The sequence below is a fragment of the Bordetella sputigena genome (genome assembly GCF_965137885.1).
In the GTDB taxonomy this organism is placed as follows: domain Bacteria; phylum Pseudomonadota; class Gammaproteobacteria; order Burkholderiales; family Burkholderiaceae_B; genus Bordetella_C; species Bordetella_C sputigena.
The window spans coordinates 29202-54788 of sequence record NZ_CBCSCA010000016.1 but is presented as its reverse complement, the minus strand read 5'-3'; the positions used below and the strand labels follow the sequence as shown (position 1 = coordinate 54788).

Here is a 25587-nt window from a genome sequence, read left to right as displayed (position 1 = left end):
CGGTAACCGCTTCGATTCTAAAAGACACCGGGGCCGGCGCAACGGCGGATACCTGGCGCCGGTGGTGCCGCTATCAAGCCAGGGCCGGAACCGGCGACGTGGAATCTGGCGTACTATATCGCCCGTTGTATATATCCGAACATAACGAAGGGAGTTGCGATGAAGCAGCGAGTTGTTCGCCTGGGCATCGGCCTGTACGCCGCGCTGAGCGGCACGATGGCGCTTGCCGCCGATGTCCAGGTCGCCGTCGCGGCCAACTTCACCGCGCCGATGAAGGCGATCGCCGCAGCCTTCCAGGAGAAGACCGGCGACACCGTAACCGCTGCCTACGGCGCCACCGGCCAGTTCTACGCGCAGATCAGGAACGGCGCCCCGTTCGAAGTGTTCCTTGCCGCCGACGACACCACGCCCGCCAGGCTGGAACAGGAAAAGGCCACCGTGCCGGGCACGCGCTTTACCTACGCCACGGGCGCGCTGGCCCTGTGGTCGGCCAGGGACGGCTATGTCGACAAGGACGGCATGGTCCTGAAACAAGGCCATTTCGCGCACTTGTCCATCGCCAACCCCAAGGCGGCTCCCTATGGCCTGGCGGCAATCCAGACGCTGGAAAAGCTGGGCCTGATGGACGCACTGCGGCCCAGGATCGTCGAAGGCCAGAACATCAGCCAGGCCCAGCAATTCGTCGCCAGCGGCAACGCCGAACTGGGCTTCGTCGCGCTGTCCCAGGTCTACAAGGACGGCAAGCTGACCAGCGGTTCGGCCTGGATCGTGCCGGAGTCCCTGCACGAACCCATCCGCCAGGATGCCGTGATCCTCGAGAAGGGCAGGGACAATCCCGCGGCCCGCGCCTTCGTCGATTTCCTCCGGGGCCCGGAGGCGGAGAAAATCATTCTTTCCTTCGGCTACAAGCGCTAGAACGCTAAAGGCTTTACTTCCATGTTGACGAGCGAGGACGCCGCCGCCATCTGGCTGACGCTGAAGCTGGCGGCGCTGACCACCTGCCTGCTGCTGCTCATCGGTACGCCCATCGCCTGGTGGCTGGCCCGTACTTCGTCCCGCTGGCGCGGCCCGGTCAGCGCCGTGATCGCGCTGCCGCTCGTCCTGCCGCCCACGGTCATCGGCTTCTACCTGCTGCTGGCGATGGGACCGAACGGCTACGTCGGCAAGCTGACCCAGGCCGTGGGCCTGGGCACGCTGCCGTTCAGTTTCGCCGGCCTGGTGGTGGGGTCCCTGGTGTATTCGCTGCCCTTCGTGGTGCAGCCCCTGCATAACGCCTTCGCCGCGGTCGGCAGGCGGCCGCTGGAAGCCGCCGCCACCTTGCGGGCCGGCGCCTGGGACCGCTTCATGACGGTGGCGCTGCCCTTGGCCCGTCCCGGCTATCTGACCGCCGCGGTACTGGGTTTCGCGCATACGGTGGGCGAGTTCGGCGTGGTGTTGATGATAGGCGGCAATATTCCCGGCCGCACCCGCGTCGTATCGGTGCAGATCTATGACCACGTCGAGGCCCTCGAATACAGCCGCGCGCACAGCCTCGCCGCCGGCATGGTGGTGCTCTCGTTCCTGATCCTGCTGCTGCTTTATGCGCGGCGGGGCGCTCCCTGGGGCAAGGCATGAGCGCGGGCCAGGGCTGGTCGCCGCCGGACGCGGCGACGGTGCCCGCAAGCGGCGATACCGGCGCCGGGCGGACGATAGCAGCGCGATTCCGCCTGCGGCACGGCACTTTCGACCTGGACGTGGACCTGCGCCTGCCGGGCAGCGGGGTCACCGCGCTGTTCGGCCCCTCCGGCTCGGGCAAGACCACGCTGCTGCGCTGCATGGCCGGACTGGAGACACCCGAGCCCGGCTATCTGAACATCAATGGCGAGGTATGGCTGGACACGTCCCGCCGCCACGCGCTGCCCCCGCACCGGCGGGCGCTGGGCTATGTCTTCCAGGACGCGAATCTATTCCCGCACCTGGACGTGCGCGCCAACCTGCACTACGGCTACAAGCGCGTCGCGCCAGCGGAACGACGCGTGCAACCGGCCGACGCGATTGCCTTGCTGGGCATCGATCACCTGCTGGACCGCATGCCGGCCGGGCTTTCCGGCGGCGAGCGGCAACGGGTGGGCATCGCGCGGGCGCTGCTGACCAGTCCGCGCCTGCTGCTGATGGACGAGCCCCTGGCCGCCCTGGACGACCGTCGCAAACAGGAAATCCTGCCGTACCTGGAACGCCTGCACGATGAACTCGACATCCCGGTGATCTACGTCAGCCACGCGGCGCAGGAAGTCGCCCGCCTCGCCGACCACGTCGTGCTGCTGGATAACGGCCGCGCGGTGTCCAATGGACCGATCGCCGAAACGCTGGCCGATCTGGGCCTGCCGCCCGCGCGCGGCGACGATGCCTCGGTCGTCGTGCAGGGCGTCGTCGCGGATTACGACGACAGCTACCGGCTGCTGTCCGTCGCTTTGCCGGGCAGCCGCTCCACGCTGCGGGTCGTGCATGCCGAGGTGCCGCGTGGCCGTCCCATGCGGCTGGTGGTAAAGGCGCGCGACGTCAGCCTGGCCCTGAGCCGGCAGGACGACGGCAGCATGCTTAATATCCTCCCGGTCACCGTACGGGGCAGTACGCCGGCCGACAACCCTGCCCACGTCATGGTGCGCCTGGACGCCGACGGCACGCCGCTGCTGGCGCGCGTCACCCGCTATTCGCATGACCGCCTGGAGCTCGCGCCGGGACTGCGGCTGTGGGCGCAGATCAAGGCGGTCTCCCTCCTGGTTTGAATGCCCCTTCGCCGGACGTCGAGCCCCTCCGGGACCCTGGCCGCGCGGCGCCAACGGTACGGATACCGCCGTGGGATGCAGCCGGGGATGGCCTCCGGCACACCGTTTCTGGCACGGTAAAATGGGTCCGGTTCAATACTTTTGGCGTAATGCCTCGGACTTGTGGCTTCCATCCAGGTCAGCATCGTTATGCCGGTGTACAACTGCGCCGCTTTTCTGCCGGCATCGCTGGACTCCCTGCTGAGCCAGCGCGGGTTGTCGCTGGAAATCATCGCGGTCAACGACGGTTCGACCGACGACAGCCTTGCCGTGCTGCGCGAACGGGCGCGCGCGGACGAGCGGCTTGTCGTCATCGACCAATCCAATCAAGGCCCCTCCGTGGCGCGCAACGCCGGCTTGCAGGCGGCGCGCGGCGAATGGATCGCCTTCGCCGATGCCGACGATTGGCTCACCCCCAATACCTTGCAGGAGTGGCAGGAACAGGCCCGCGCGCAGGACGTCGACGTGGTGATCGGCAACGGCTACCGTTTCGCGGCCGATCCGCTGGTGCCGACCAAAGGGCCGCTGTTGCACCGGCAGCGATGGGGCGAGGTCATGTCCGGCCCCGAATGGATCATCCACTGCACCAGCCATGGCGAATGGCCGCATTACGTCTGGCTGCAACTGATACGCCGGTCGCTTATCCAACAGCACCGGCTGAGCTTCACCCCCGCGCTGCTGCACGAGGACATACTCTGGACCTTGCATCTGGCGTTGGCGGCCCGCCGCGTGGGCTTTGCCCGGCGGCCGGCTTATGCCTATCGGGTCAATCCGCACTCCATCGTCCGCTCGCCCTCGCAGGCATCGCTGGCGCGGCGGGCGCAAAGCTATGTGCATATCCTGAAAACCCTGGTCGATTGTGCGGGGCGCGCGCGCGGCAACGCGGCGCTGCGTCGGGCGCTGCTGCGCCACGCCAATGTGGAATGCGTCTGCCTCGAGAGCATCCTGCGCAAGGAGCTGCACGGCGGATCGCAGCGGCGGGAAGTCGCCCGCAGTCTGCATGACATGAAGATCTGGCGCGAGCTGTGGCGCGGCGCCCGCGGCTTCAGGCAGCATCGCCGCCTGGCGCGATGCTATCTGACGGTCGCCCGCTGCCGCCGATGAAGTATCCTGCGACGATGGCGACTTCGTCGATCCGCAAGACGTCGAATTCCAGCGTGTCCGTCACCCAGGCGGACGCGCGCTTTCGCCTGCGTATCCGCAAAGGCGATCTGCTGGCGATCGGTCCCGGCAAAGTGGCGCTGCTGGAAGCCATCGCCGAGCACGGATCCATCTCCGCCGCGGCGCGCGACCTGGGCATGTCGTATCGCCGCGCCTGGCTGCTGATCGATGAACTGAACCGCGCGCTGGCCGAGCCGGCGACGCATTCCGGGCCGGGCGGCGCCAGCGGCGGGGGCAGCACACTGACTCCGGTGGGCCAGCGCATCGTCGCTTTATACCGAGACATAGAAACACGCGCCCAAGCGGCATGCGCGGAACAGATACGCGAATTGACCGGCCTGATGAACCACGACGGTTGATCCGGCAAGGTAGCGTCCGGGGATGTCGCGCAGCGCGCCCGCATGCCGCCCGGTTCGATGCGTCAGGAACCGCGGATGGGTGTTCCGGACTCAGGAGCGTCGATTGACCTTACGACGAAGTTTCCATGACCAGCGCATCGCTTCAGCCATCTCCCGCCAACCACCAGCCCGTTTGGCCTGCAGCCACGCCGGATGACCGGCCGCCCTTGTGGGATAGATTCTCCTTCTGGGCCAACGAGTGGTGGGCAGCCGCTCCGCCGAAAGGGTATCGCGGCTTCCGTCCCGAACAATCCAGCTACGTCAAGCTGCAGAGTCCCACGGGCGTCAATTACGCCCGCTGCCACGGCTCGCTGATCGGCGACGATGTCGTGCTGACGGCCGCGCACTGCATCAAACCGGAACGACGGACCGTCAATATCTATTACGGACGCGATTTCGGGTTTTCCAGGCGGATCGTGCTGGGCGAGGAAGGAACGAATTGGGTGAAGGCCAAGGCGGTGCCCGGCCGCGGCGCCGCGGCGGACTGGGGGCTGCTGAAACTGTCCAGGCCGGTTGGCGCCGACGAAGGCGCCATCACCGCCCGATTGCCGCAGCACGGCGATTGTCCCCGCGACGGCGACACCGCGCAGGCCTATCGTGGCATGGGCCTGCCGCCGAGCGATATGGGTATCCAGCACACCAAGACCGTCAACGTGCGCGTGGACGACGGCCGCCATCTGCATCTTTCATCCGAGTCCGTGGCCGACAAGGGGGACTCGGGCAGCCCGCTGATGTCGACGAATGAAGTGCAAATCGGTGTGCAGAGCGCCGGCTCGGACAAGCATGACCTCGCCGTCGCATTATGCAGGTATTCCGATCTGATCAGGGCCGCGGCGACGCGCCTGACACCTGTTTAGGGGCACGGCGCCGCGCATCGCGGCTGTCGGTGCCGTCGCGTTACGACTGATGCGATGTCCGCCGCGGCGCGCGGCGCGCGGCGGCGTTCGGCGGTGTGTCGATTTGCGCGATCGCCGTGCTGAAAAGCTCGATGAAGCGTTGCCCCGGGTCCGACAGCACCGACCCGCGCCGCGTGACCAGATTCAACGATCGCCGGACGACCGGATCGCGCAGCGGCTTGAGCACCATGTCCTGCGCGGTGGCCGCCGGCCGGATGCTGGTCGGCACGATGGCCACGCCCAGGTCCTCGCGCGCCAGGGCCAGCGCCGTGATCGTATTGGTGGCTTCATAGGCCGGCCGCAGCGCCTGGCCGGCGGCCATGAACACGTTCTCGGTCAGCGTGCGCACCGTACTGCCCACCGTCAGGGTAATGATGGGTTCGTGCAGGATGTCCTTCCAGCGCACGACGCGTTTGCGGGCCAGCGCATGGCCAGGCGGGAGCGCGACCGCCAACGTATCTTCCGTCAACGCGAGGCTATCCAGCTCGCTGTTCTTCTGGATCCCGAAGCCCAGGCCGAAGTCGATCTCGCGCGCATAGATGCGGCCGATGATCTCTTCGTTCACGCATTCGCGGAACACCACCGACACGCGCGGGTAATCGTCGCGGAAGGCCTTCAAGACTTCGGGCAGCACCGTCCCCGCCAGCTGCGGCGCCAGGCCCAGCGAGATCCTGCCCGCCTGATCGGCCGTCATCCCGCGGCCGCAGGCCAGCACCGCCTGCGCATCGGCCAGCATGCGTTCGGCGATCGGCAGCACCTGGTTGCCGGCCGGCGTCAGCGCCACGCTGCGCGTGGTGCGTTCGACCAGCCGCGCATCCAGCCGTTCTTCCAGCCGGCGAATCAGGATGCTCAGCCCCGCCTGTGTCAGATGCAATTGATCCGCCGCCCGGGAAAACCCGCCCAGGCGCGCGAGCAGTACGAAGGCCTCCAATTGGCGCAGATTGAGATTCATAAAATTCTGCAATGAGTGGATAGTTGACTGTTATTTTACTTATCAACCATGGCGCATGACACTGTCGCATCGCTTCAACGTGCAGGGCCAGGGACATGGGTTACACCGCTATCGAAAAGGTGCTGGCGCGAGCCTCGGGTAAACCCGGCGTGCGCGCGGGCGACCTGGTTTACCCGGAGCCCGACCTGGTGATGATCCATGACGGCCTGGTCAAGGAAGCCAAGGTGGAGCTGGACCGCATCGGCATCGGCCGCGTCATGCAGCCGCAAAGAGTCATGATGGTCAGCGACCACGACGTGGTCTACGGCAGCGACCGGGCCGCCGAGCGCGGCGCCTTCAACCGCAAGGCGGCGGCGCAGTGGGGCGTGGAACAGTTCTACGACGCGGGGCGCGGCGGCCACGGCCATATCTTCCCGATGGAAGACGGCAAGGTCCTGCCCGGCATGTTCTATTTCGACAACGACACGCATGCCACCAATGCCGGCGCGGTCGGCGCCTTCGGCATGCGGGTGGGCAACGAGATCTCGCGGGTGCTGGCCACCGGGACGACCTGGGTGGAAGTCCCGCGTACCGTCCTGCTGGAATTGCGCGGCAGCCTGGCCGACGGCGTCATGGCGCGCGATATCGGGTTTCTCCTGGCGCGCCAGGTCAAGCGCAAGGTGCTGGACATCGATCTGGACTACCGCGTGGTGGAGTACGGCGGCGACCTGGATGCCTTCGGCTTCGGAGCGCGCGTGGCCTTGTGCAGTACGCCCACCGAAATGCGCGCGGCCGGCGTGTTCGTGCCGCCTTCCGAGGCCATGCTGGCGTATTGCAGGCGGCATGCGCGGCGGCCGTTCGAGCCGGTGTACAGCGATCCCGACGCGGAATACGAATCGCGCCATCTTATCGACCTGGCGCGCATCGCGCCCCAGGTATCGCTACCGGGCAACGTCGGCAATGCCGTGGACGTGGGCGAAGCCGCCGGCACGCGCATCGATCACGCCTTCATCGGATCCTGTGGCTCGGGTACCTACGAGGACATGTTGCGCGCCGCCAGCATGCTGAAGGGGCGGCGCATCGCCGGCCATGTACGGCTGTTCATCGTGCCCGGCACCGAAAAGTCGACACGCAGGCTGGCGGAAGAGGGCGTCATGCAGGTACTGCTGGATGCCGGCGCGATGCTGTTGCCCGCCGGCTGCGGTCCATGCAACGACGCCGTGGTCGGCCCGCTGGCGCCGGGCGAAGCTTCAATATCCACGGCCACCAACAACAACGCGGGACGCTTCGGACCTGTCGATGCGCGCCTGTTCCTGGGCAATCCGGCCACGGTGGCGGCGTCGGCGGTGGCCGGCTGTATCGCCGATCCGCGCGGGCTGGATGCCGATGCCGACCTGTACCGCCGCAGCGAGGACGCCTATGAATGACTATCAATGGGTCCTGCGCGGCCGCTGCTACAAGCTGGGCCACGACGTACCGCATCCCGGCGGCGTCATTCCCGCGCGCTTCATTACGGCGCGCGAGATGGATCCGGCGGTGCTGACACCGCATCTGTTCGCGGAAACCGATCCGGGCTTTGCGCAACGCTGCCGGCCCGGGGACATCATCGTCACCGGACGCAATTTCGGCATGGGGCCCAAGGGCAACGGCTACGTCGCGATGCAGGCGCTGGGGCTGGGCCTGGTGTGCGAATCGATGTCGGTGCAGGCCTACCGCGCCGCCATCAGCACGGGGCTGCGCGTGCTGAATCATTGCCAGGACATCACGGCGTATTGCGAAACCGGCGACGAGCTGGAAGTCGATTTCCTGAATGGGACCTTCACCAATTTCACGCAGGGACTGACGCGCGCCGTTCCGCCGGTGCCCGAGGCGCTGCGCGAACTGCTGGCGTGCGGCGGCAACGAGGGCTGGCTCAGGCACTGGTGGCTCCAGCGCCAGCAGGCAACGCCGGCCGGCGCCGCCGCCTAGGGCATTACTTTCGGTCTCGATCCCGGGAACAGCCGGATCGAACAAAGATCCGCGCCTGCCGGCGCGGACAGTTGCATCGGATGGAAGATCCCGGCGATAGCGGGATCGCGAACAAGGATCCGCGCCCGCGGGCGCGGACGGTCCACCGGGTAGAGGGTGGAGACGGCAAAAGCATAGGCGCCGGCGGATGGTAAAGCACGGGCCGATGCGGGGAACCGCGGCGCCTCCCGGCACGGAGCGCGGCGGTACTGTGTTCAATCGTCACAGGAGTGGCGTCGCGCCGCGAGGCGGTGCGCGCCTGTTGCCATCATGTCCATATCTCGATCGCGTTTCCTGCGCGCGGCGCTGGCTTGTGCCATCGTTTGCGCATCGTCCTCCATGGCCCAAGCGGCGGATGTCTATCCCAATGGTCCCATCCGTTTCGTCGTGCCCGCGACGGCGGGCGGCACGACGGACGTCATCGCCCGCGTCGTGGCGCAGCACATCACGCAATCCTGGGGCGTTCCCGTGGTGGTGGAGAACCGCGCGGGCGCGGGCGGCGTCATCGGCGCCTCGTATGTGATTTCCAGCAAGCCCGATGGGCAGACCGTGCTGGTGGCGCCCAGCGCCTTCGGCGTGCGCTCGGCGCTGGATCGGCGGCTGCCCTACGATCCCTTGAAGGACCTTGCGGGCGTAGGCCTGATGGCGCGCTCGCCGAGCTTCCTGGTGGTGTCGACGACCTTGGGCGTGAAGTCGCTGGCGGAGCTGGCGGCGTATGCGAAAGGGCGGCCGGAGGGCGTCAGCTACGGGTCGGCGGGCGCCGGCAGCACCGGGCATTTGCACGCGGCGCAGTTCGCGGCGGTCTACGGGTTTTCCGGCGTGCACGTGCCGTATCGCGGCACGCCGGAAGCCGTGACGGACGTGATGCAGAACCGCGTGCAGTATGCCTTCGCGCCGGGGCCGAATGCCTTGCCGCTGGCGCGGGATGGCCGGCTGCTGGTGCTGGGCGCGACCTCCGCGGCGGCGCAGAAATTCCTGCCGGGCGTGGCGGTGGTGAATCAGCCCGGCATGAGCGACTTCGATGCGGACGACTGGTTCGGCGCCCTGGTGCCCGGGAAGACGCCCATGGCCGTGCGGCAGAAGCTGAGCGCCGAAATCGCGCGGATACTGGCGCTGCCGGAGGTGCGCAAGCGGCTCAACGACCTGGGCGCGGAGCCGCAGTCCAGTACGCCCGAGCAGTTCGACGCGATGTTGAAGAACTACGTGGCGACGATACGCAAGCTGGGCGACGAGATGAATATCTCATTGGAATGAGCGGTCGCGGCGATTCCGCTCAGGGTGGCCAGGATGGCGCGTTTCATGGAGGGTCCTCCCGCCAGGGTCAGCCCTGGCTGGGCGCGGGCGCGGCCTTGTGCTGCTGCTTGCGGGCCGCATGGCGTTCATGCGATTCGGCGAATACCTTGTCGGCGTTGCGCTTCTGATCGTCCGGCATGGCGTTGTACAGCGGCGCGAAAACGGCGGCCAGCTTCTTCACGCCGTCGGAATTGGCTTGCGTGATCTGGGCGTAGGAGTCCAGGTCTTCGAGCGCCGACATGGGATCGTGTGCCTCGCGCTTCGAGATCAACTGGTCGACCTGTGACGCGTTGTCGCGCATGGTCTGGGCGACGACGGCCCACTGCTGTTCTTCGGCGGACGTGATTTTCAGTTGGTCGTGCAATTGCTTGATGCGCTGTTCGACGCGGGCATCGGCCTGCGTCGACGCGGCGGCGCCGGTGGCGCTTACGGCGCTGGTTTGCGCCAGGGCCGCGGTGCCGAATAGCAGGGACGCGGCAAGCACGGTGATGCGGAGTTTCATCCTGTTCTCCTGAAGGAATGCGGCTTGGAGTCCGGGCCGCGCCCGCGATCCGGGCGCGCGGTGGAAGGCGGTGCTCAGCATACGCATTTGCCGGCGCGCGAATTTGCGCCGTCCCCCTTATTTGGTGATGAATCGTACTGTCAGCTTCAGGCGGGCGCGGCAGGCGCGAGCCGTGACTGCCTGCATCCCGGGCCGTTCGGCACGACGGACGCCGGGCGCGGCGGTTTGCCTATGCTTACGACTCATCCAGAATGTGCGGTCATTCCAGCAGCGGTCCCGGACGTATGTCGCTGGCGGACGGATCGCCGACGGTTTCGCGGCAGACGGCGCGCAGGATGTCGACGAAACGTTCTTCCGCTTCCAGCGCGACGTCGCGGCGGCGCCGGATCAGGCTGATGGGCGGCAGCGACCAATCGAAGCGCCACGCCACGCGGGTGACGTCGCCGCTGCGCGCCAGATCGTCGGCGATGTCCTCCGGAACGATGGATACCAGGCTGTCGTCATGGCGCATGAGCATGGCGATGACGTCCATCGAATAAGTCTGTATGCGCGGCGAAGGCGGCCGCACGCCGGCGCGCGTGAACAACTCGCTGACCATGTTGCCGATGGGCGTGGCGGGGGCCGGCAGGATCCAGTTCATCTCGGCCCACTCCCGCCAGTCGGGCTTGCGGCGCGCCATGCGGCGGGCCAGCCTGGGGTTGGCGATCAGGGCGGGGCGTTGCGGATAAAGCACTTCATGGTGCAGTTCGTCCATGCCTATCATCACCGAGGCACGGCCGATGACGCAGTCCAGCTCGTGGGCGCGCAGCGATTGCAGCAATTGGTCGGTGGTGGCGCGTTCCAGCCTGACGGTGATCCGATGGCCGTCGTACAGGCGTTCTATGGTCGGCACCAGGATACGCGCGGAGATGAAAGGGATGGCGCCGACGTGCAGATGCGCGGAATGTCCGCCGCGCAGGGCATCCATTTCCAGCGCCCAGTGGTCGATGTCCTGCAGCATGTGGCGGGCGCGCACGACCGCCAGCTCGCCGAGCGGAGTAGGGTGCAGGCCGCGCGCGGTGCGGATGAACAGCGGGCCGCCGAACAGGTCTTCGATCTCCGCCAGAGATTTGGTCGCCGCCGGCTGGCTGACGCCCAGCGATTCGGCGACCCGGGTCAGGGAGTCGCCCGGGGAGATGCGCGTCAGCAACGTCAGATGACGCAGTTTCAGGCGCGATAGCAGGCGCGCGGAAACGGATTGCACGGGCGGACTCCTTGGCGGTTGCGGGACAGGTGCCGTGGATCATAACCAAATGGTTATCACACCATCAGAAAAAACAGCACTTCCGTTATTTTCGGCAACATATACTTTCATCTTTCAGGAATAAGCCATGGCCACTCCCGCATTCACTACCCGCCCGGAGATCCGGGGCACCTTCGGTGTCGTTTCCTCGACGCATTGGCTGGCCTCGCAGGTCGCCATGAGCGTGCTGGAGCGCGGCGGCAACGCTTTCGACGCCGCCGCCGCCGGCGGCTTCATGCTGCAGATCCTGGAGCCGCACCTGAACGGGCCGGGCGGCGAAGTGCCCATGCTGTTCTGGAGCGAGAAAGAACGCCGCATCCAGGCCTTGTGCGGGCAGGGCAACGCGCCCGCGCTGGCCACGCCGGCATACTTCAAAGGCCTGGGCGTGGACATGGTGCCCGGGATAGGCCTGCTGCCGGCGACGGTGCCGGCCGCCTTCGGCGCCTGGCTGGCGCTGCTGCGCGACCACGGCACCTGGGAGCTGGCCGACGTCCTGCGCCCCACCATCGAATACGCCCGCAACGGCTTTCCGCTGGTGCCGCGCATCGTACAGGCCATTTACGCGGTGCAGTCCCTGTTCCGCGATGAATGGACGTCGTCCGCGGCGGTCTGGATGCCCGACGGCCGCGTGCCGCATCCGGAACGGCTGTTCCGCACGCCCGGCATCGCCGACACCTATACCCGCATCCTGAACGAATCCAGCGGCAAGGCCGATCGCCGCGCGCGCATCGACGCCGCCATCGACTGCTGGTACCGCGGCTTCGTCGCCCAGGCCATCGACAAGTTCTACCGCACCGAGGCCATTCGCGATACCACCGGCGAGCGCAACACCGGCCTGCTGCGTCTGGACGACCTGGCCGCCTGGAAGCCGCGCTACGAAGATCCGGTCACCACCCAACTGGGCCGCTATACCGTGGCCAAGTGCGGCCCCTGGTCGCAGGGCCCCGTTTTCCTGCAGCAGCTGGCGATACTGCGGCATCTCGGCATCGAGAATGTTTCTCCGGGTTCGCCCGAGTTCGTGCACAAGGTCACCGAAGCCGCCAAACTGGCCTTCGCCGACAAGCTGGCCTGGTACGGCGATCCTGACGCCGTGGACGTCCCGCTGCAAACACTGCTATCCGACGAATACGCCCGCAGCCGGGCGGCCTTGATCGGCGATCGCGCTTCCACCGAGCTGCGCCCCGGCCGTCCCGATGGCCGCGAGCCGCGCCTGCCGGACCTGGAGGCGGCCGTGCGTACGCTGGCGGCCTCGGACACGCGCTTCGGCGTGGGCGAGCCGACCTTCGCGCAACTGCCGCCCGTGCAGGAGTGGCTGGAGCGCGAGGTTTTCGTCGGCGACACCTGCCATATCGACGTGATCGATCGCGACGGCAATATGGTGGCGGCGACCCCTTCGGGCGGCTGGCTGTCCTCCAGTCCCGCCATCCCGGAACTGGGTTTTTCCATTACGACGCGTTTGCAGATGACGTGGCTGGACGAGGGCCTGCCCGGTTCCCTGCGCCCCGGCATGCGCCCCTGCACCACGCTGTCGCCCGGCATGGCGCTGCGCGACGGCGAGCCTTACATGGCCTTCGGCACGCCCGGCGGCGACCAGCAGGACCAGTGGGCCGTGGGCTTCTTCCTGCGCCATGCGCTGTGCGGCATGAATCTGCAGGAAGCCATCGAGCATCCGTCCTGGCACATCGACCACTTTCCCGGCTCCTTCTGGCCGCGCACCACCACGCTCAACCGCATCACCGCGGAGTCCCGTTTTCCGATCGCCACGCTCGAAGCGCTGCGCGCGGCCGGGCATGAGGTCAAGGTGGGCGGCGATTGGTCGGAGGGCCGCATCAGCGCCTGCACCCGCGAGCCCGAAGCGGGCGGCGGACGGCTGCTGCGCGCCGGCGCCAATCCGCGCGGCATGCAGGGGTACGCGGTCGGCCGCTAGCAACCTGACGTTCTTGCAAGCCGGGGCACGCGGGCCACGGCTTGTTGTTCCAACCCGCCGCGCGACAACCGGATCGCGCGGCACTATTTTGGGGATTCCCTTATGAAATCGATACGACATTACCTGCGCGCGGCCGCCGTCGCGCTGGCGATCCTGCCGGGCCTGGCTTCGGCCGCCTATCCTGAAAAGCCCATTACGCTGATCGTGCCCTGGGCGGCCGGCGGCTCCACCGACATCCTGGCGCGTCTGCTGGCCCAGCATATGAGCCAGAGCTTCGGCCAGTCGGTGGTCGTCGAAAACCGTTCCGGCGCATCGGGCAACATCGGCTCGGCCTTCGTGGCGCGCTCCAAGCCGGACGGCTACACGCTGCTGATCGGTTCGATGAGCACCCACACGATGAACCAGGCGCTGTACGCCACCATGCCTTTCGATGGCGTGAAGGATTTCAGCCCCATCGCCGAACTGGCCCTGGTGACCAACACCATGGTCATCAATCCGGAAGTCCCGGCCAAGAACGTGGCGGAGTTCATTGCCTACGCCAAGGCCCATCCCGGCGCGGTCGCGTATGCCTCCGCCGGCGCGGGTTCGACCAACCACCTGAGCGCCGCGCTGTTCCAGAAGGCGACGGGCGTGCAGATGATCCACGTTCCCTATCGCGGTGGCGCGCCCGCCGTGCTGGACACGGTGGCCGGCCGTACGCAGCTGCTGTTCAGCGCCGGCACGCAGACCCTGCCGCACGTCAAGACCGGCAAGCTGAAGCTGCTGGCCGTCACCGAGGACAAGCGCTCGCCGCTGCTGCCCGACGTGCCCACCGTGGCCGAAACCGTGCCCGGCTATGAACTGGCGGTGTGGTACGGCGCCTTCGGCCCGGCCGGCATGGACCCGGCGCTGGTGCAGAAGCTGAACACCGAGATCAACCGCATCCTGGCCCTGCCGGAGGTGCAGAAGCAGATGGGCGATATCGGCGTGCAGGTCCTGCAGACCACGCCCGCCGAGTTCCAGAAGACCCTGGAACGCGATGCCGACAAGTACGGCAAGCTGGTACGCGAACTGGGCATCAAGGCCGACGAGTAATGACCGACACCGCCTTCTCCATCAATGGCATCCCGCTCCAGCGCGCCGTGCTGGACGGCATAGACGCCATCGCCACGGCCTGCGCCGGCACCGATCCGGTGGCTTTGTTCGCCGCCATCGATGCCTACGCCAAGCCGGTTCTGCGGCACACGCTGTGCACCGTGAACCGCTTCGATGCCAAGCGCGTCGCCGTGGTCAGGCTGTACAGCTCGGACCCGGTCGCTTATCCGCCGGGCGGGTCCAAGGAGAAGGCGGGCACGCGCTGGGGCCAGCATGTCCTGCTGGACCGGCGCGTCTATGTGGGCGAAGGGGTCGACGCCATCCGCGAGTCGTTCGACGACCACGCGGCCATACTGGCGCTGGGCCTGAAATCGGTCATCAATGTGCCCGTGGTGACCAACGATGTCTGCCTGGGCACCTTGAATCTGCTGATGCCGGCCGAGCATATCGACAGCGGCCTGGTGGCTTTCGCGCGCCTGGCCGGCCTGCTGGCGGTGCCCGGCTTCCTGGCGCTGCGGCGCTGACCGCCGGCGTCACCGGCCCGGCGGCATCTTTTTCAGCGCTTCCTCTATCTCCTCCTGGGTCAGGTCGACCTTGTGCGTGGCGACCGACCAGCGATGCCCGTAAGGGTCGTCGATCTGGCCGTAGCGATCGCCCCAGAACATGTCGGTGGCCGACATGACCAGCGTGGCGCCGGCCGCGACGGCGCGTTCGATGAAGGCGTCGGCGTCTTCGACGTACAGGTGCAGCACCATGGATTTCGGCTGGCCGGGCTGGGGGCCCAGGGAGCCCCATTGCGGGCACTCTTCGGCCATCATCACGGCCGAGTCGCCGATGCGCAGCATCGCGTGCATCAGCATCTTTCCATCCGGCGCCATCAGCCTGGTTTCCAGCCTGGCGCCGAACGCTTTCTCATAGAACTCGATGGCGGCCAGCGCGTTGGCGCAGATGAGGTGCGGCGTCAGGGTGTGCATGCCGGGCGGGATGGGATGGGGCGACGGTTTGGGCATGGTAAGGTTCCTCTCAGCTAGGGCGGCGGGCCGGGCCGCGGATACGGGGCCTGTCTTACGACGAACGGCGCATGGGTGTATCGACATCGGGCCACGCAGGTGCGGGCTAAACTTTTATAACGCCAGCCCATGCCGCCCCAAGACACCGGAGTCACGATGAAAAAATCCAAGGCGCGAGTCCTTCCCATGCGGTCCATGCTGCAGGATGAAATGGAGATCGCCACCTCGGGGCGGGGGTTCTTCGAATTGACGCAGGAGGTCCGCTCGCGCGTCGCGGGCAGCGGCGTGCAATACGGGCTGGTCAACGTCTACACCCAGCACACCAGCTGTTCGCTGCTGATCACCGAAAACGCCGATCCCCAGGTGCGCGCCGACCTGGAACGCTATTTTGCACGCATCGTTCCCGACGGCGACCCCCTGTTTTTGCACGATGAGGAAGGCCCCGACGATATGCCGGCCCACGTGCGCGCGGCCCTGACCGGCGTCACCCTCACCATACCGGTCACCCGTGGCGATCTGGCGTTGGGAACGTGGCAGGGCATTTATCTGTGGGAGCATCGGCTGCGGCCGCACCGGCGCCTGGTCACCGTCACCGTGACCGGCTACAGCGAATTGGCGAACGATAACGGCAACGGGTAGGCGGCGTCATGGAATTGCGGCAGCTGCGCGCTTTCGCGCGCATCGTCGAACTGGGCAGCATGGGCCGCGCGGCGGCGGAACTGGGCGTGGTTACCTCGGCGCTCAGCCAGCAGATCAGCCGCCTGGAGAGCGAACTGGCCACGCGACTGTTGCAGCGCACCGCCACCGGCGTGGTCCCCACCGACGCCGGCCGCGCCTTTCTGCGCCAGGCGCAACTGGCCATCCGCCATGCCGACGCCGCCGCCATGGCCGCGCGCGAGGCCCGGCTGGCCGGCCAGGTCAGCGTCGGCCTGGCGTCGACCACGGCCACGGTGCTGGCGCCGCGTTTCATACACGCGATGCAGCAGCGCTATCCGGACGTGCGGCTGCGCATGACGGAAAGCCTGTCCGGCCATCTGGCGGCCATGCTCAATGCCCGGCAGCTGGATCTGGCCATCGTGTTCAATACCGACGCCGCGCAGCGCTGGACCGTGCTGCCGCTGCTGGACGAACAGCTCGCGCTGATCGGCCAGCCCACCACGCCACACTGGCCGGTCGCCGACATCGCCGGCCTGGGCGAGCTCGCCGGCGTCCCGCTGGTGCTGCCCAGCGCCGCGCATGGCCTGCGCAACCTGGTGGACGCGGCGTTCGCCAGGCTGGGCGCGGAGCCCAATATCGTGGCGGAGGTCGACGGCCTGGCCACGTTGATGGCCATGGTCAGGGTGGGGCACGTCGCCACCATCCAGCCGGGCGCCGCCCTGGCCGCCGATCCCAGCCTGGGCCGCATCTGGCTGACCGGCGCCGACCTGCATCGCAAGAACCTGCTCGTCAGTTTGCCTGAAGACGAGCTCTCGCCGGCCGGCCTGGCTGCCCGGGTCGTCCTGGGCGATGTGGCGCGCGAGCTGGTCAGGGAAGGCGGCTGGCCCGGCGCAAGTCTTCAAAATTCGTGAAGACCTGTTGAAGACTAGCCCCTTACGGCCGCGTGGCTTCTCGTCTACAGTCCGCACCTGTCCAAGGAGGGCTAGAAAGCCATGTGGGATGTATTGGTTATCGGCGGCGGCAACGCCGCCCTGTGCGCCGCGCTGATGGCGCGGGAGGCCGGCGCCAGCGTGCTGATGCTGGAATCCGCGCCCAAGGAATGGCGCGGCGGCAACTCCCAGCACACGCGCAACCTGCGCTGCATGCACGACGCGCCGCAGGATGTGCTGGTGGAGGCCTATCCGGAAGAAGAATTCTGGCAGGACTTGCTGAAAGTCACCGGCGGCATCACCAACGAACACCTGGCGCGCCTGACCATACGCGCGTCGTCCACCTGTCGGCCCTGGATGCGCAAGCATGGCGTGAATTTCCAGCCGCCGCTGTCGGGCGCGCTGCACGTGGCGCGCACCAATGCCTTCTTCATGGGCGGCGGCAAGGCGCTGGTCAATGCCTACTACCGCAGCGCCGAGTCACTGGGCGTGCAGGTGCGCTACAACGCGCCGGTCGACCGCCTGGAGCTGCGCGACGGCCGCTTCGTCGCCGCCTTCGTCGGCCAGGAGCGCATCGAGGCCAAGGCCTGCGTGCTGGCGGCCGGCGGCTTCGAATCGAACCGCGAGTGGCTGCGCGAGGCCTGGGGCCAGAACGAGCGCGGCGAATGGCCGGCCGATAACTTCCTGATCCGCGGCACCCGCTTCAACAAGGGCGTGCTGCTGAAGTTCATGATGGAGGCCGGCGCCGACATCATCGGCGATCCTTCCCAATCGCATTGCGTGGCCATCGACGCGCGCGCGCCGCTGTATGACGGCGGCATCTGCACGCGTATCGACTGCGTGTCGCTGGGCGTGGTCGTCAACCGCGACGCGCAGCGCTTCTACGACGAAGGCGAAGACTTCTGGCCCAAGCGCTACGCGATCTGGGGCCGCCTGGTGGCGGGCCAGCCCGGCCAGATCGGCTATTCCATCATCGATGCGAAGGCCATCGGCCGCTTCATGCCGCCGGTGTTCACCGGTACCCAGGCCGACACGCTGGAAGAACTGGCGCGCAAGCTGGGGCTGGATGAAGCGCGCTTCATGCAGACCATGCGCGAGTACAACGCCGCCTGCCGCGTCGGCACCTTCGACCACACCAAGCTGGACGACTGCCATACCGAAGGCATCGCCCCCGCCAAGACGCACTGGGCCCGTCCCATCGACCGCGCGCCGTTCTTCGGCTACCCGCTGCGTCCGGGCATCACCTTTACCTATCTGGGCCTGAAGGTGAACGACCAGGCCGCGGTGCACTTCAACGGCGTGCCCAGCGACAACCTGTTCGTCGCCGGCGAAATGATGGCCGGCAATGTGCTGGGCAAGGGCTATACCGCCGGGGTCGGCATGTCGATCGGTACCGCATTCGGCCGCATCGCCGGTACGCAGGCCGCGCAGGCCGCCGGCAAGAAATCATCCATGGGAGCCGCTCTTGAAACAGCTTGAAGCCCTCGTCAAACAGGCGAGCGCCATGCATATCGTTACGCCCGACGCTTCCATCACCCCGGCCCGTACGGCCGAAGGCCACGGCGCCATGAAGGAAACCACGGTCAAGTTCGTGTCCAAGCGCGAACCGACCACCGGGAACGAAGCCGAAGTCGCGCGCATCATGCAGATATGCAATGCCTGTCGCTACTGCGAAGGCTTCTGCGCGGTCTTCCCCGCCATGACGCGGCGCCTGGAGTTCGGCAAGGCCGACGTCAATTACCTGGCCAACCTGTGCCACAACTGCGGCGCCTGTCTGTACGCCTGCCAGTATGCGCCGCCGCACGAATTCGCCGTGAATGTGCCGCAGGCCATGGCCAAGGTGCGGGTGCAGACGTATACGGATTACGCCTGGCCGGCGGCGTTGGGGTCGCTGTACAAGCGCAACGGCTTGACGGTATCGCTGGCGACCGCCGCCATGCTGGCCCTGTTCCTGGTCCTGGCCATGATGTCGGCCGGCTCGCTGATCCACGCGCCGCTGGCAGGCAATTTCTACGCCATCTTCCCGCACAACACGCTGGCGCTGATGTTCGGCGTGGTGTTCCTGTTCGCCATCCTGGCGCTGGGGATAGGGGTGACGCGCTTCTGGCGCAATGTGTCGCCCGGCAAGGCCACCGGTCCCGCGGTGGCGGAGGCGGCGCACGACGCCTTGCGGCTGCGCTATCTGGATGGCGGCCATGGCAAGGGCTGCAACGAGAACGACGACGCCTTCACGCTGGCGCGCCGCCGTTTCCATCACTTCACTTTCTACGGCTTCATGCTGTGCTTTGCCGCCACCTGCGTGGCCACGCTGTACCACTACCTGCTGGACTATCACGCGCCGTATCCCTTCTTCAGCGCGCCGGTCCTGCTGGGAACACTGGGCGGCATCGGCCTGATCATCGGGCCGGCGGGCCTGCTGTGGCTGAACCTGCGGCGCAATCCGGAGCAGGGTGATGTGAACCAGCGTCCCATGGACCGCGGTTTTATTGCCTTGCTGCTGCTGATCTCGATCACCGGGCTGGCGCTGCTGGCGGGGCGTGACACCGGCGCGATGGGCCTGTTGCTGGCCATCCACCTGGGCACGGTGATGGCGCTGTTCCTGACGCTGCCGTATGGCAAATTCGCCCACGGTATCTATCGCAGCGCCGCGCTGCTGAAGTGGAACATCGAGAAGCGCCAGCCGAATTCGCTGCAACTGGGTTCGGACTGAGTGTTATCGGGTGGGGCCGCCCAGGTGGGCCCGCCCGGGTGGCCCTTTCAAAACTCTGTCAGCAGGACTGCATGGCCGCTGCACGCCGTGAAGTCATACCCATGTATGGCAACGTGCCCTCGGCCTGTCATTGCGCGTGCATTCGCACTGTACGCCGAACTGCACTCAGCGTAGCCGTCCAGCGTGCAGGCAACAGGCTTGCCGCCGCCACCGCTGCATCGAAATCGCGTGCCGTTTGGCATGAGAGCGGCGGAAGACAAGATTAAAGGGCGCGGCACCACGGTGCGCGCAAAGCCAGTCTGCACATGAGGTTGACGCGGCACGCGCCATATTGCGGCACCGTGCCGTCGAGATGCGCAAAGCCGCATGGCGGCTGGCTTGGCCGCGTGCCATCCACGCCGCAACATGCCCTGCTGCGCCAGGGCAGCAGGGCATCGAGACCAGAAGGCAAGTCAACGGCGTGAGGCGGGAGCGTCCGAAATGGCGCGCTTGATGAAGCGGGCCAGCGGCTCGGAGGCCGCTTTGTCGGGCCGCAGCAGATAGGTGTTCAACCGGGGTGCCTGCCCGGCCAGCGGGCGGCTGGTCACATCGGCGGTACGGCAGGCGGCGACCTGCGAAGCACCGACCAGAGCCAAGGCATATCCGGCCGCCACCAGGGTTAGCATCAGGTCGAACGAGGCGACTTCCTCCGCCACCAGTGGCTCGATGTCCACGGTGCGAAGCACTCGCGCGATCTGGCGGCAGTAGCCCTCGCAGATGTGCGGGTCGCACATCACCAACGGGTAGCGCAACACTTCCTCAAGCGGGATGCGCTTGTGAGTCAACAGGGGATGCCGCACGGGCACGGCCACCACCAGCAGGTCGCTCCACGCCAATTCGGCCAGCAGGCCGTCGCCGACTTCGTCAGACTGCGCAAACCCCACATCGTACAGGTCGGCGCGCAGCCCTTCGATCTGCTGCGATAGCGGCACTTCAACCAGATGGATATCGACTTCGGGGTCTTCCTCGCGGCACTGCATCAGGAAGGCGCTCAGGCGCGGCGGTGGGATGCCATCGGACAGCGCAACGCGCAATTGGCTGTCGTAGCCAGCCATGACGGCCTTGACGCTTTCGCGGGCCTGCTGCAGGGAGGTAAAGATGCGCGGAACGTGCTCCAGGAACATCTGTCCGGCCCGCGACAGGCGCGTGTTGCGCGAGTTACGGATAAACAGGCGTGTGCCAAGCTCTTCTTCCAGCTCCTTGATCGCTCGCGACAGAGGCGACTGTTCGATGTGTAGCCGTTCGGCTGCGCGAGCGAAATGCAATTCGTCAGCAACGGCCAGGAAGCAACGTAAATGTCGGAGTTCCATAGGGCCTCCTCATTTCTGCTTCAAGGTCGCATAGCCAGCTATGCCTGCTGTAGACATGACAAGGCAATAGGCTACCAACGGCCAAGCGGTAGAGCCGTCAAGCGCCAAGACTGACAACGTACCCAAACCGCTGACGATTAAACTTTGAATGCCGTAATACATGGCGACGGCAGTGCCCGCAGCATCCCCGAAATCCCCAAGTGCCCCATTTGCCGTGACAGCAACCACTAAAACAATCCCAACGGCAATCAGCCACATGGGCATCACGAAACTGATGAAACTTGCCTTCGTCGAAATGGATAGAACTCCCAGGACAATGGCCCCTCCGGCCATGACGAAAAGGCCCCGAGCAAAAGAGCCTGAGATACCCCATTTATTTACAAATATGCCGATAAAGCGCGTGGTGCCAATCATCACCAACGCGACCGAGGCAAACGCCAAGCTGAAGGAAACCTGGCCCCATCCAGCCCCGTCAATCAGCACCCTCGGGGCGATAGAAAAGAAGACGAAAAAAGCGCCCATCGCTGCCCCGAAGCCAACGGTATAAACCCAAAAGGATTGACTTCTGAGGATGGAAGAAATGGCTGGGCCTTGCCGCCATGAATTTTTAGGCCGCGTTTCATGCCATTTAGGCCAAGCGTGCAAAAGCGCTAGGACAGCCATCATGCCGAGCATGACGAAAATTGCCCGCCAGCCTAATGTCAGCGCGACTGTTGCTCCAAGAATTGGCCCTAAAGCCGGTACGAACGCCAGAATGGAACTAAACAGACCGTAGATAGTGGTGCTTTCTGGCGTGTCGGCAAAAACATCGCGCACAGTGGCAAACGTGCCTACGAGTGCCGCTGAGGCTCCCAAGGCTTGGAAGATTCGAAGGACAAGAAATTCACCTCCGCTGCTTGCCATCGCCAGCAAGAACGATGCGATGGCAAAAAGCCCTGCACCTCCCAGCACGACGGGGCGTCGGCCAATCCAATCCGAAACTGGCCCGAAAATGATCTGCCCCAATCCCAAGATCAGGATATAGGCACTCAGCGTTAATTGGATAAGGGACTCGGATGTGGCCAGGGCGACCGGCATCTGTGGAACAACCGGCAAATACACATCCATTGCCAGTGAAGCGAGGAGATCAAAAGGAACCATCAACATCAACGTTGACGGCAAAGAGTAGGCCCAAGCGTGGGTAATTTTTTTAGGCATGGCAAAGCATCCGCTCAGAAATGGAAATCTGGCGGCGATCTGCCTGTTCGGTTATATCGAGATCGAGGAGAGATCGCCGCAACAACTAGAACATGAAGTTGTTGCGGCTTAACGATCTGTGGACGGACCTACTCCCATGCACGTGTCCTTAAAAATCCAGCTAGCTTGTGAAGTCTATCCAATTCCCCGCGTGAACACTAGACGGACATGCCAGCAAGGTGATAAACGCTCGCGTGCTCGCGCCAGCAGGCGGCTGCGACAGTGCGCCGGTAGCTTGCTGGCCGTACACTGTCCGTGATGTTGGGCAATACGCTAGGCCGGTTCGGTAGCAATGTGCTTCGCTGTCTGCGCCAGAACCCGCTACATGGCTTCAGGGCTTTCCTTCGCAACGCACCTATGCAGCGCCTAGCACACGCGAGGGTAAATGCAGGAAAGGCCCAAAATCTGTCCTAACCCATTGTCCTATATGGACTATTGCTTCACTGCGCCAGTCAAAAATAGCTTGACAGCGGACATTTTTCATTCCTCCACCGGCTTTTTCCTGTAGTACCACGTCAGCGTCGGCATGGCGGAAACGCCATGCACGATCACCGATAGCGTGATGGCGCCCAGCAGGAAAGGCATGATGGGTTTCACCTGCTCGGGCACGTGCTCCAGCGCGAACAGCAAATAGAAGAACGTGCCCACGCCGCGAAACCCCAGCCATGACGCGACCAGGCGTTCGCGCCAGGGCGCATCCGTGCCCGCCATCGCGGCCTGTACGGCCATCGGCCTGGCCACGAAGAAAAGCAGGGCGACCGTACCCAGCAAGGGCCAGGACAACATCTCGCGCCAGTGCGCGGAAATCACGCTGCCTATCATCAACATCAACGCCAGTTCGACGATGCGCTCCATCTCGATGGAGAAGGCCATCATGGATTCGGCCAGGTAGGCATGTGCCAGCCCGGGGTCCTTGGCGGCTTCCTTGCGTTCGCCATGGGTCACGTCGTTCAGCGCTTCCCGTGGCGTTTCCTCGCCGGTTTCGCGCATTTCGCGGCGCCGCAGCGCCACGCCGGCACAGAACACGGCGAGAAAGCCGTAGCCGTGCGCCAGCAGTGTCAGGCCATAGCAGGCCGTCATCAGGCCCAAGGCCAGGAAGCCTTCGAAACCGAGCGCCTTGGCGTAGCGTATGCGCAGCCGCGCCACCAGTTTTTCGGTGAAGGTGCCCATGGCCCAGCCGATCGCGGCGGCCGACAGGATGCCCCAGAGCAGGCCGGCGGCCAGCAGCCAGGGCTTATCCAGTGGGCTGTCCGGCATGCCGCACAGCATCATGCCGAACAGCGCGAAGGGATAGGCCGCGCCATCGTTGGCGCCGCCTTCGCCGGACAAGGAAAAGCGCAGCGGATCGTCGTCTCCCGCTTCGCGCGGACGCAGCTCGCTGGCCAGCACGGGGTCGGTGGGCGCCAGCGCCGCGCCCAGCACCAAGGCCGGCCCGATTGAGAAACCCAGGCCGTAGTAGCCGGCCGCCGTCATGATCGCGATCGTGATCACCATCGCGGGCAGCGCCAGCCGGAAGGGCGGCGACCAGAGCCGATGGCCCAGCGGCGCGCGCAGGTGCAGGCCGATGGCGAACAGGGAGATGATCAGGCCGGCTTCCGTGATGACCCGCAAGGTATGGGTGTCGTGATAGATGTCCACATCCAGCAGGCCGACGCCGGATGGGCCGATGGCGAATCCGACCATCAGGTAGACCATGGCGCCGGTCATGGGCAGCCGCGCGATGACGTTGCGCGCGAGGGCCATGGCGATCAGCAGGCATCCGACCAGCACATACCAGACAGCTTCGATCATGAAGGGGATTCCTCTTCCCGTGTCGCCGGTCCCCGGCGCCCGGTGGCCGCCGGCCGACGTCGCGCCGCCTCAGCACGCTGCATGCCCATTCATCTCGCGGCGGGGCCGCCAGGCCGGGGGGATCCGGCCGGCCGCCGGAAGGCCAGCCGTCCATGATGTACCCATTCGGGCGGGGAACGACGGCAGGGCCGGCGTGCGGCCAGCCGGCCTCAGGGCCGCGGCGCGGCCGCCATCACCGCCAGGCTCTTCCTGGCATCATCCAGCAGGCGGTCGGATAGTTCGGGATCGTCGATGGCGCGCGCCATGGCGACCGTGCCTATCAGGGCCGCCATGATGGTCCGCGCCCGCGCGCGTGCCTGCGGCGTGTCCGGCTCGGGAAGGTACTGGACAATGATATCGGCCATGCGCTCGAAAGCGCGCGTGGTCGCCGCGCGCGCCGCGTCGCCCGCGCGGCTCAGTTCGCTTCCAAGCGCCGCCAGGCCACAGCCGTTCTCGGGCGAATCGCGGTGCGTGGCGGATAGATACGATTCCAGGAAAACCGCCAGGCGCCGTTCGGGCGGCTCTTTCGCCACCCGCGCGACCAGATCGTCGAGCACACGGTTTATCGATTTCCCGCAGGCTTCCGCGACCAACTCTTCCTTGGAGGAGAAGTGCTTGTAGAACCCGCCGTGGGTCAGTCCGGCGGCATGCATCAGTCCGGCGAGACCGGTCGCCGCGATGCCGTCGCGGCGGAACGCCTGTCCCGCCGCGACGACGATGCGTTCGCGCGTGCGGGCAGCTTCTTCGCGGGATTTGCGCATGGCGGGACTCCCTTAAAAATGTGATTGACATTTAGATGATACTCGACATCTAATTGGATGTCGACTGACATCTAACCGTACGGCAAAGGCCGATGCCGCCGCTGTACTGCAACCTTATGGAGAGCATCATGGAAATCAAAGGACGCGTGGCATTGGTTACCGGAGCCAACCGGGGCCTGGGCAAGGCCGTCGCACAGGCGCTGCTGCAGGCCGGCGCCGCCAAGGTTTATGCCGCCGCACGCAATCCGGACAGCGTCGATCTGCCCGGTGTGGTTCCCATCGCCCTGGACGTGACCGATCCGGCCAGCGTAAAAGCCGCCGCGGAGCGTTGCGGCGACGTGGACATTGTCGTCAACAACGCCGGCATTTCCTTGCGCGGGCCGGCATTGGGCGGCGATGCCCTGGCGCGGGCGCGCCAGTTGTTCGACGTCAACTTCTACGGGATCTTCAATGTGAGCGACGCCTTCGCGCCGGCAATGGCGCGCAAGGGGGGCGGCGCCATCGTCAATGTGCTGTCCGTGCTGAGCTGGGTCGTCATCGAAGGCTCCACCTTTTATAGCGCCTCCAAGGCCGCGGCGTGGGCGCTGACCAACGGCATGCGGCATCAGCTGAAGGCCCAGCGCATCCAGGTAACGGGCGTGCACGTCGGCTATATGGATACCGACATGGTCAAGAGCATCGATGCGCCCAAGACCTCGCCGGCCGTCGTCGCGGACAAGATCATCGCGGCAATACGGGACGACCAACCCGAACTGTTGATCGACGATATCAGCCGTGAAGTAAAGGCGTCCTTGAGCCTGGACAAGCCCGCGTATCTTTAAGCTGCCCCT

25 protein-coding genes and 1 pseudogene are annotated in these 25587 nt (G+C 66.0%); 17 read left to right on the top strand and 9 right to left on the bottom strand.

All coding sequences use genetic code 11. The annotated features are described in order from the left end of the window. Window positions 1-159 precede the first annotated feature (159 nt). The 6 genes from modA to ACNA0R_RS24215 all read left to right on the top strand — a co-directional run bounded on the left by modA (window position 160) and on the right by ACNA0R_RS24215 (window position 5220). Entirely contained in the window at window positions 160-915 is a 756-nt protein-coding gene (gene modA, locus ACNA0R_RS24240; RefSeq protein ID WP_415828631.1) for a molybdate ABC transporter substrate-binding protein, read from the top strand. A gap of 21 nt (window positions 916-936) precedes the next feature. Further along, a complete protein-coding gene (gene modB, locus ACNA0R_RS24235; RefSeq protein ID WP_415828630.1) occupies window positions 937-1614 on the top strand; it encodes a molybdate ABC transporter permease subunit in 678 nt (225 codons plus the stop codon). Further along, entirely contained in the window at window positions 1611-2765 is a 1155-nt protein-coding gene (gene modC / locus ACNA0R_RS24230) for a molybdenum ABC transporter ATP-binding protein (RefSeq protein ID WP_415828629.1), read from the top strand. The genes modB and modC overlap by 4 nt, the downstream gene beginning before the upstream one ends. Window positions 2766-2927: 162 nt before the next feature. Further along, window positions 2928-3908 carry a glycosyltransferase gene (locus ACNA0R_RS24225; protein WP_415828628.1) on the top strand — a complete coding sequence of 327 codons (981 nt, stop codon included), beginning with the start codon at window positions 2928-2930 and terminating at the stop codon, window positions 3906-3908. A gap of 14 nt (window positions 3909-3922) precedes the next feature. After that, window positions 3923-4324 (top strand): winged helix-turn-helix domain-containing protein, encoded by a 402-nt coding sequence (locus tag ACNA0R_RS24220; protein WP_415828627.1) that lies wholly within the window; start codon window positions 3923-3925, stop codon window positions 4322-4324. 125 nt (window positions 4325-4449) lie between these two features. Beyond that, window positions 4450-5220 carry a trypsin-like serine protease gene (locus tag ACNA0R_RS24215; protein WP_415828626.1) on the top strand — a complete coding sequence of 257 codons (771 nt, stop codon included), beginning with the start codon at window positions 4450-4452 and terminating at the stop codon, window positions 5218-5220. Between the two features lie 40 nt (window positions 5221-5260). On the opposite strand, the gene ACNA0R_RS24210 is transcribed toward ACNA0R_RS24215, so the two are convergent. Next, window positions 5261-6211: a LysR family transcriptional regulator gene (locus tag ACNA0R_RS24210; RefSeq protein WP_415828625.1), complete on the bottom strand. Its 951-nt coding sequence runs from the start codon at window positions 6209-6211 to the stop codon at window positions 5261-5263. Window positions 6212-6306: 95 nt separating this feature from the next. Between ACNA0R_RS24210 and ACNA0R_RS24205 the strand changes: the two genes are divergently transcribed. The 3 genes from ACNA0R_RS24205 to ACNA0R_RS24195 all read left to right on the top strand — a co-directional run bounded on the left by ACNA0R_RS24205 (window position 6307) and on the right by ACNA0R_RS24195 (window position 9451). Continuing rightward, window positions 6307-7617, top strand: a complete 1311-nt coding sequence (locus ACNA0R_RS24205) for a 3-isopropylmalate dehydratase large subunit (protein ID WP_415828624.1) — start codon at window positions 6307-6309, stop codon at window positions 7615-7617. Next, on the top strand, window positions 7610-8158 hold the full coding sequence (locus ACNA0R_RS24200; protein ID WP_415828623.1) for a 3-isopropylmalate dehydratase small subunit: 549 nt from the start codon (window positions 7610-7612) through the stop codon (window positions 8156-8158). The genes ACNA0R_RS24205 and ACNA0R_RS24200 overlap by 8 nt, the downstream gene beginning before the upstream one ends. 309 nt (window positions 8159-8467) lie before the next feature. Then, the gene (locus tag ACNA0R_RS24195) at window positions 8468-9451 is read left to right on the top strand and encodes a Bug family tripartite tricarboxylate transporter substrate binding protein (protein ID WP_415828622.1); all 984 of its coding nucleotides are present in this window, start codon (window positions 8468-8470) and stop codon (window positions 9449-9451) included. A gap of 67 nt (window positions 9452-9518) precedes the next feature. Here ACNA0R_RS24195 and ACNA0R_RS24190 read toward each other — a convergent pair whose 3' ends face one another. Both ACNA0R_RS24190 and ACNA0R_RS24185 read right to left on the bottom strand, forming a co-directional pair. Then, complete coding sequence (locus tag ACNA0R_RS24190; protein WP_415828621.1) at window positions 9519-9992, bottom strand: Spy/CpxP family protein refolding chaperone; 474 nt, start codon at window positions 9990-9992, stop codon at window positions 9519-9521. Between the two features lie 259 nt (window positions 9993-10251). After that, window positions 10252-11235, bottom strand: a complete 984-nt coding sequence (locus ACNA0R_RS24185) for a LysR substrate-binding domain-containing protein (RefSeq protein WP_415828620.1) — start codon at window positions 11233-11235, stop codon at window positions 10252-10254. Between the two features lie 127 nt (window positions 11236-11362). Here ACNA0R_RS24185 and ACNA0R_RS24180 point away from each other — a divergent pair, with 127 nt between their 5' ends. The 3 genes from ACNA0R_RS24180 (at window position 11363) to ACNA0R_RS24170 (ending at window position 14799) form a co-directional block, all read left to right on the top strand. Then, window positions 11363-13201 (top strand): gamma-glutamyltransferase family protein, encoded by a 1839-nt coding sequence (locus ACNA0R_RS24180; protein WP_415828619.1) that lies wholly within the window; start codon window positions 11363-11365, stop codon window positions 13199-13201. Between the two features lie 102 nt (window positions 13202-13303). Next, window positions 13304-14275 (top strand): Bug family tripartite tricarboxylate transporter substrate binding protein, encoded by a 972-nt coding sequence (locus ACNA0R_RS24175; RefSeq protein WP_415828618.1) that lies wholly within the window; start codon window positions 13304-13306, stop codon window positions 14273-14275. Further along, window positions 14275-14799 (top strand): GAF domain-containing protein, encoded by a 525-nt coding sequence (locus ACNA0R_RS24170; protein WP_415828617.1) that lies wholly within the window; start codon window positions 14275-14277, stop codon window positions 14797-14799. The genes ACNA0R_RS24175 and ACNA0R_RS24170 overlap by 1 nt, the downstream gene beginning before the upstream one ends. A gap of 9 nt (window positions 14800-14808) precedes the next feature. Here ACNA0R_RS24170 and ACNA0R_RS24165 read toward each other — a convergent pair whose 3' ends face one another. Next, window positions 14809-15285: a VOC family protein gene (locus tag ACNA0R_RS24165; protein WP_415828616.1), complete on the bottom strand. Its 477-nt coding sequence runs from the start codon at window positions 15283-15285 to the stop codon at window positions 14809-14811. A gap of 156 nt (window positions 15286-15441) precedes the next feature. Here ACNA0R_RS24165 and ACNA0R_RS24160 point away from each other — a divergent pair, with 156 nt between their 5' ends. The 4 genes from ACNA0R_RS24160 (at window position 15442) to tcuB (ending at window position 19581) form a co-directional block, all read left to right on the top strand. Then, window positions 15442-15924, top strand: coding sequence for a secondary thiamine-phosphate synthase enzyme YjbQ (locus ACNA0R_RS24160; protein ID WP_415828615.1), 483 nt, complete (start codon window positions 15442-15444; stop codon window positions 15922-15924). An 8-nt stretch (window positions 15925-15932) separates the two neighbouring features. Further along, entirely contained in the window at window positions 15933-16853 is a 921-nt protein-coding gene (locus ACNA0R_RS24155; protein WP_415828614.1) for a LysR family transcriptional regulator, read from the top strand. An 81-nt stretch (window positions 16854-16934) separates the two neighbouring features. Next, on the top strand, window positions 16935-18350 hold the full coding sequence (gene tcuA, locus ACNA0R_RS24150; RefSeq protein WP_415828613.1) for an FAD-dependent tricarballylate dehydrogenase TcuA: 1416 nt from the start codon (window positions 16935-16937) through the stop codon (window positions 18348-18350). Then, window positions 18337-19581 (top strand): tricarballylate utilization 4Fe-4S protein TcuB, encoded by a 1245-nt coding sequence (gene tcuB, locus ACNA0R_RS24145; protein ID WP_415828612.1) that lies wholly within the window; start codon window positions 18337-18339, stop codon window positions 19579-19581. Before tcuA ends, tcuB begins: the two co-directional genes overlap by 14 nt. A gap of 127 nt (window positions 19582-19708) precedes the next feature. On the opposite strand, the pseudogene ACNA0R_RS24140 reads toward tcuB, so the two are convergent. From ACNA0R_RS24140 to ACNA0R_RS24120, 5 genes and pseudogenes are all read right to left on the bottom strand, one after another. Then, window positions 19709-19828 (bottom strand): annotated as a pseudogene (locus ACNA0R_RS24140) (hypothetical protein); the annotation flags it as partial. A gap of 205 nt (window positions 19829-20033) precedes the next feature. Then, window positions 20034-20930, bottom strand: coding sequence for a LysR family transcriptional regulator (locus ACNA0R_RS24135; protein WP_415828611.1), 897 nt, complete (start codon window positions 20928-20930; stop codon window positions 20034-20036). A 9-nt stretch (window positions 20931-20939) separates the two neighbouring features. Continuing rightward, a complete protein-coding gene (gene cml / locus ACNA0R_RS24130) occupies window positions 20940-22127 on the bottom strand; it encodes a CmlA/FloR family chloramphenicol efflux MFS transporter (protein ID WP_415828610.1) in 1188 nt (395 codons plus the stop codon). Between the two features lie 519 nt (window positions 22128-22646). Beyond that, the gene (locus tag ACNA0R_RS24125; RefSeq protein WP_415828609.1) at window positions 22647-23957 is read right to left on the bottom strand and encodes a cation:proton antiporter; all 1311 of its coding nucleotides are present in this window, start codon (window positions 23955-23957) and stop codon (window positions 22647-22649) included. A gap of 209 nt (window positions 23958-24166) precedes the next feature. After that, a complete protein-coding gene (locus tag ACNA0R_RS24120; RefSeq protein ID WP_415828608.1) occupies window positions 24167-24757 on the bottom strand; it encodes a TetR/AcrR family transcriptional regulator in 591 nt (196 codons plus the stop codon). Between the two features lie 128 nt (window positions 24758-24885). On the opposite strand from ACNA0R_RS24120, the gene ACNA0R_RS24115 reads away from it, so the two are divergent. Further along, window positions 24886-25578, top strand: coding sequence for an SDR family oxidoreductase (locus ACNA0R_RS24115; protein WP_415828607.1), 693 nt, complete (start codon window positions 24886-24888; stop codon window positions 25576-25578). Window positions 25579-25587: the final 9 nt, after the last annotated feature.

What these genes read in the sequence shown, in the direction of transcription:
- ACNA0R_RS24175 (WP_415828618.1), top strand. Translation starts at nt 13,304, where the DNA reads ATGAAATCGATACGACATTACCTGCGCGCGGCCGCCGTCGCGCTGGCG.
- ACNA0R_RS24205 (WP_415828624.1), top strand. Translation starts at nt 6,307, where the DNA reads ATGGGTTACACCGCTATCGAAAAGGTGCTGGCGCGAGCCTCGGGTAAA.
- modB (WP_415828630.1), top strand. Translation starts at nt 937, where the DNA reads ATGTTGACGAGCGAGGACGCCGCCGCCATCTGGCTGACGCTGAAGCTG.
- ACNA0R_RS24215 (WP_415828626.1), top strand. Translation starts at nt 4,450, where the DNA reads ATGACCAGCGCATCGCTTCAGCCATCTCCCGCCAACCACCAGCCCGTT.
- ACNA0R_RS24195 (WP_415828622.1), top strand. Translation starts at nt 8,468, where the DNA reads ATGTCCATATCTCGATCGCGTTTCCTGCGCGCGGCGCTGGCTTGTGCC.
- modA (WP_415828631.1), top strand. Translation starts at nt 160, where the DNA reads ATGAAGCAGCGAGTTGTTCGCCTGGGCATCGGCCTGTACGCCGCGCTG.
- cml (WP_415828610.1), bottom strand. Translation starts at nt 22,127, where the DNA reads ATGCCTAAAAAAATTACCCACGCTTGGGCCTACTCTTTGCCGTCAACG.
- ACNA0R_RS24190 (WP_415828621.1), bottom strand. Translation starts at nt 9,992, where the DNA reads ATGAAACTCCGCATCACCGTGCTTGCCGCGTCCCTGCTATTCGGCACC.
- ACNA0R_RS24170 (WP_415828617.1), top strand. Translation starts at nt 14,275, where the DNA reads ATGACCGACACCGCCTTCTCCATCAATGGCATCCCGCTCCAGCGCGCC.
- ACNA0R_RS24115 (WP_415828607.1), top strand. Translation starts at nt 24,886, where the DNA reads ATGGAAATCAAAGGACGCGTGGCATTGGTTACCGGAGCCAACCGGGGC.
- ACNA0R_RS24135 (WP_415828611.1), bottom strand. Translation starts at nt 20,930, where the DNA reads ATGGAACTCCGACATTTACGTTGCTTCCTGGCCGTTGCTGACGAATTG.
- ACNA0R_RS24165 (WP_415828616.1), bottom strand. Translation starts at nt 15,285, where the DNA reads ATGCCCAAACCGTCGCCCCATCCCATCCCGCCCGGCATGCACACCCTG.
- ACNA0R_RS24125 (WP_415828609.1), bottom strand. Translation starts at nt 23,957, where the DNA reads ATGATCGAAGCTGTCTGGTATGTGCTGGTCGGATGCCTGCTGATCGCC.
- tcuA (WP_415828613.1), top strand. Translation starts at nt 16,935, where the DNA reads ATGTGGGATGTATTGGTTATCGGCGGCGGCAACGCCGCCCTGTGCGCC.
- modC (WP_415828629.1), top strand. Translation starts at nt 1,611, where the DNA reads ATGAGCGCGGGCCAGGGCTGGTCGCCGCCGGACGCGGCGACGGTGCCC.
- ACNA0R_RS24160 (WP_415828615.1), top strand. Translation starts at nt 15,442, where the DNA reads ATGAAAAAATCCAAGGCGCGAGTCCTTCCCATGCGGTCCATGCTGCAG.
- ACNA0R_RS24200 (WP_415828623.1), top strand. Translation starts at nt 7,610, where the DNA reads ATGAATGACTATCAATGGGTCCTGCGCGGCCGCTGCTACAAGCTGGGC.
- ACNA0R_RS24220 (WP_415828627.1), top strand. Translation starts at nt 3,923, where the DNA reads ATGGCGACTTCGTCGATCCGCAAGACGTCGAATTCCAGCGTGTCCGTC.
- ACNA0R_RS24120 (WP_415828608.1), bottom strand. Translation starts at nt 24,757, where the DNA reads ATGCGCAAATCCCGCGAAGAAGCTGCCCGCACGCGCGAACGCATCGTC.
- ACNA0R_RS24210 (WP_415828625.1), bottom strand. Translation starts at nt 6,211, where the DNA reads ATGAATCTCAATCTGCGCCAATTGGAGGCCTTCGTACTGCTCGCGCGC.
- ACNA0R_RS24180 (WP_415828619.1), top strand. Translation starts at nt 11,363, where the DNA reads ATGGCCACTCCCGCATTCACTACCCGCCCGGAGATCCGGGGCACCTTC.
- ACNA0R_RS24155 (WP_415828614.1), top strand. Translation starts at nt 15,933, where the DNA reads ATGGAATTGCGGCAGCTGCGCGCTTTCGCGCGCATCGTCGAACTGGGC.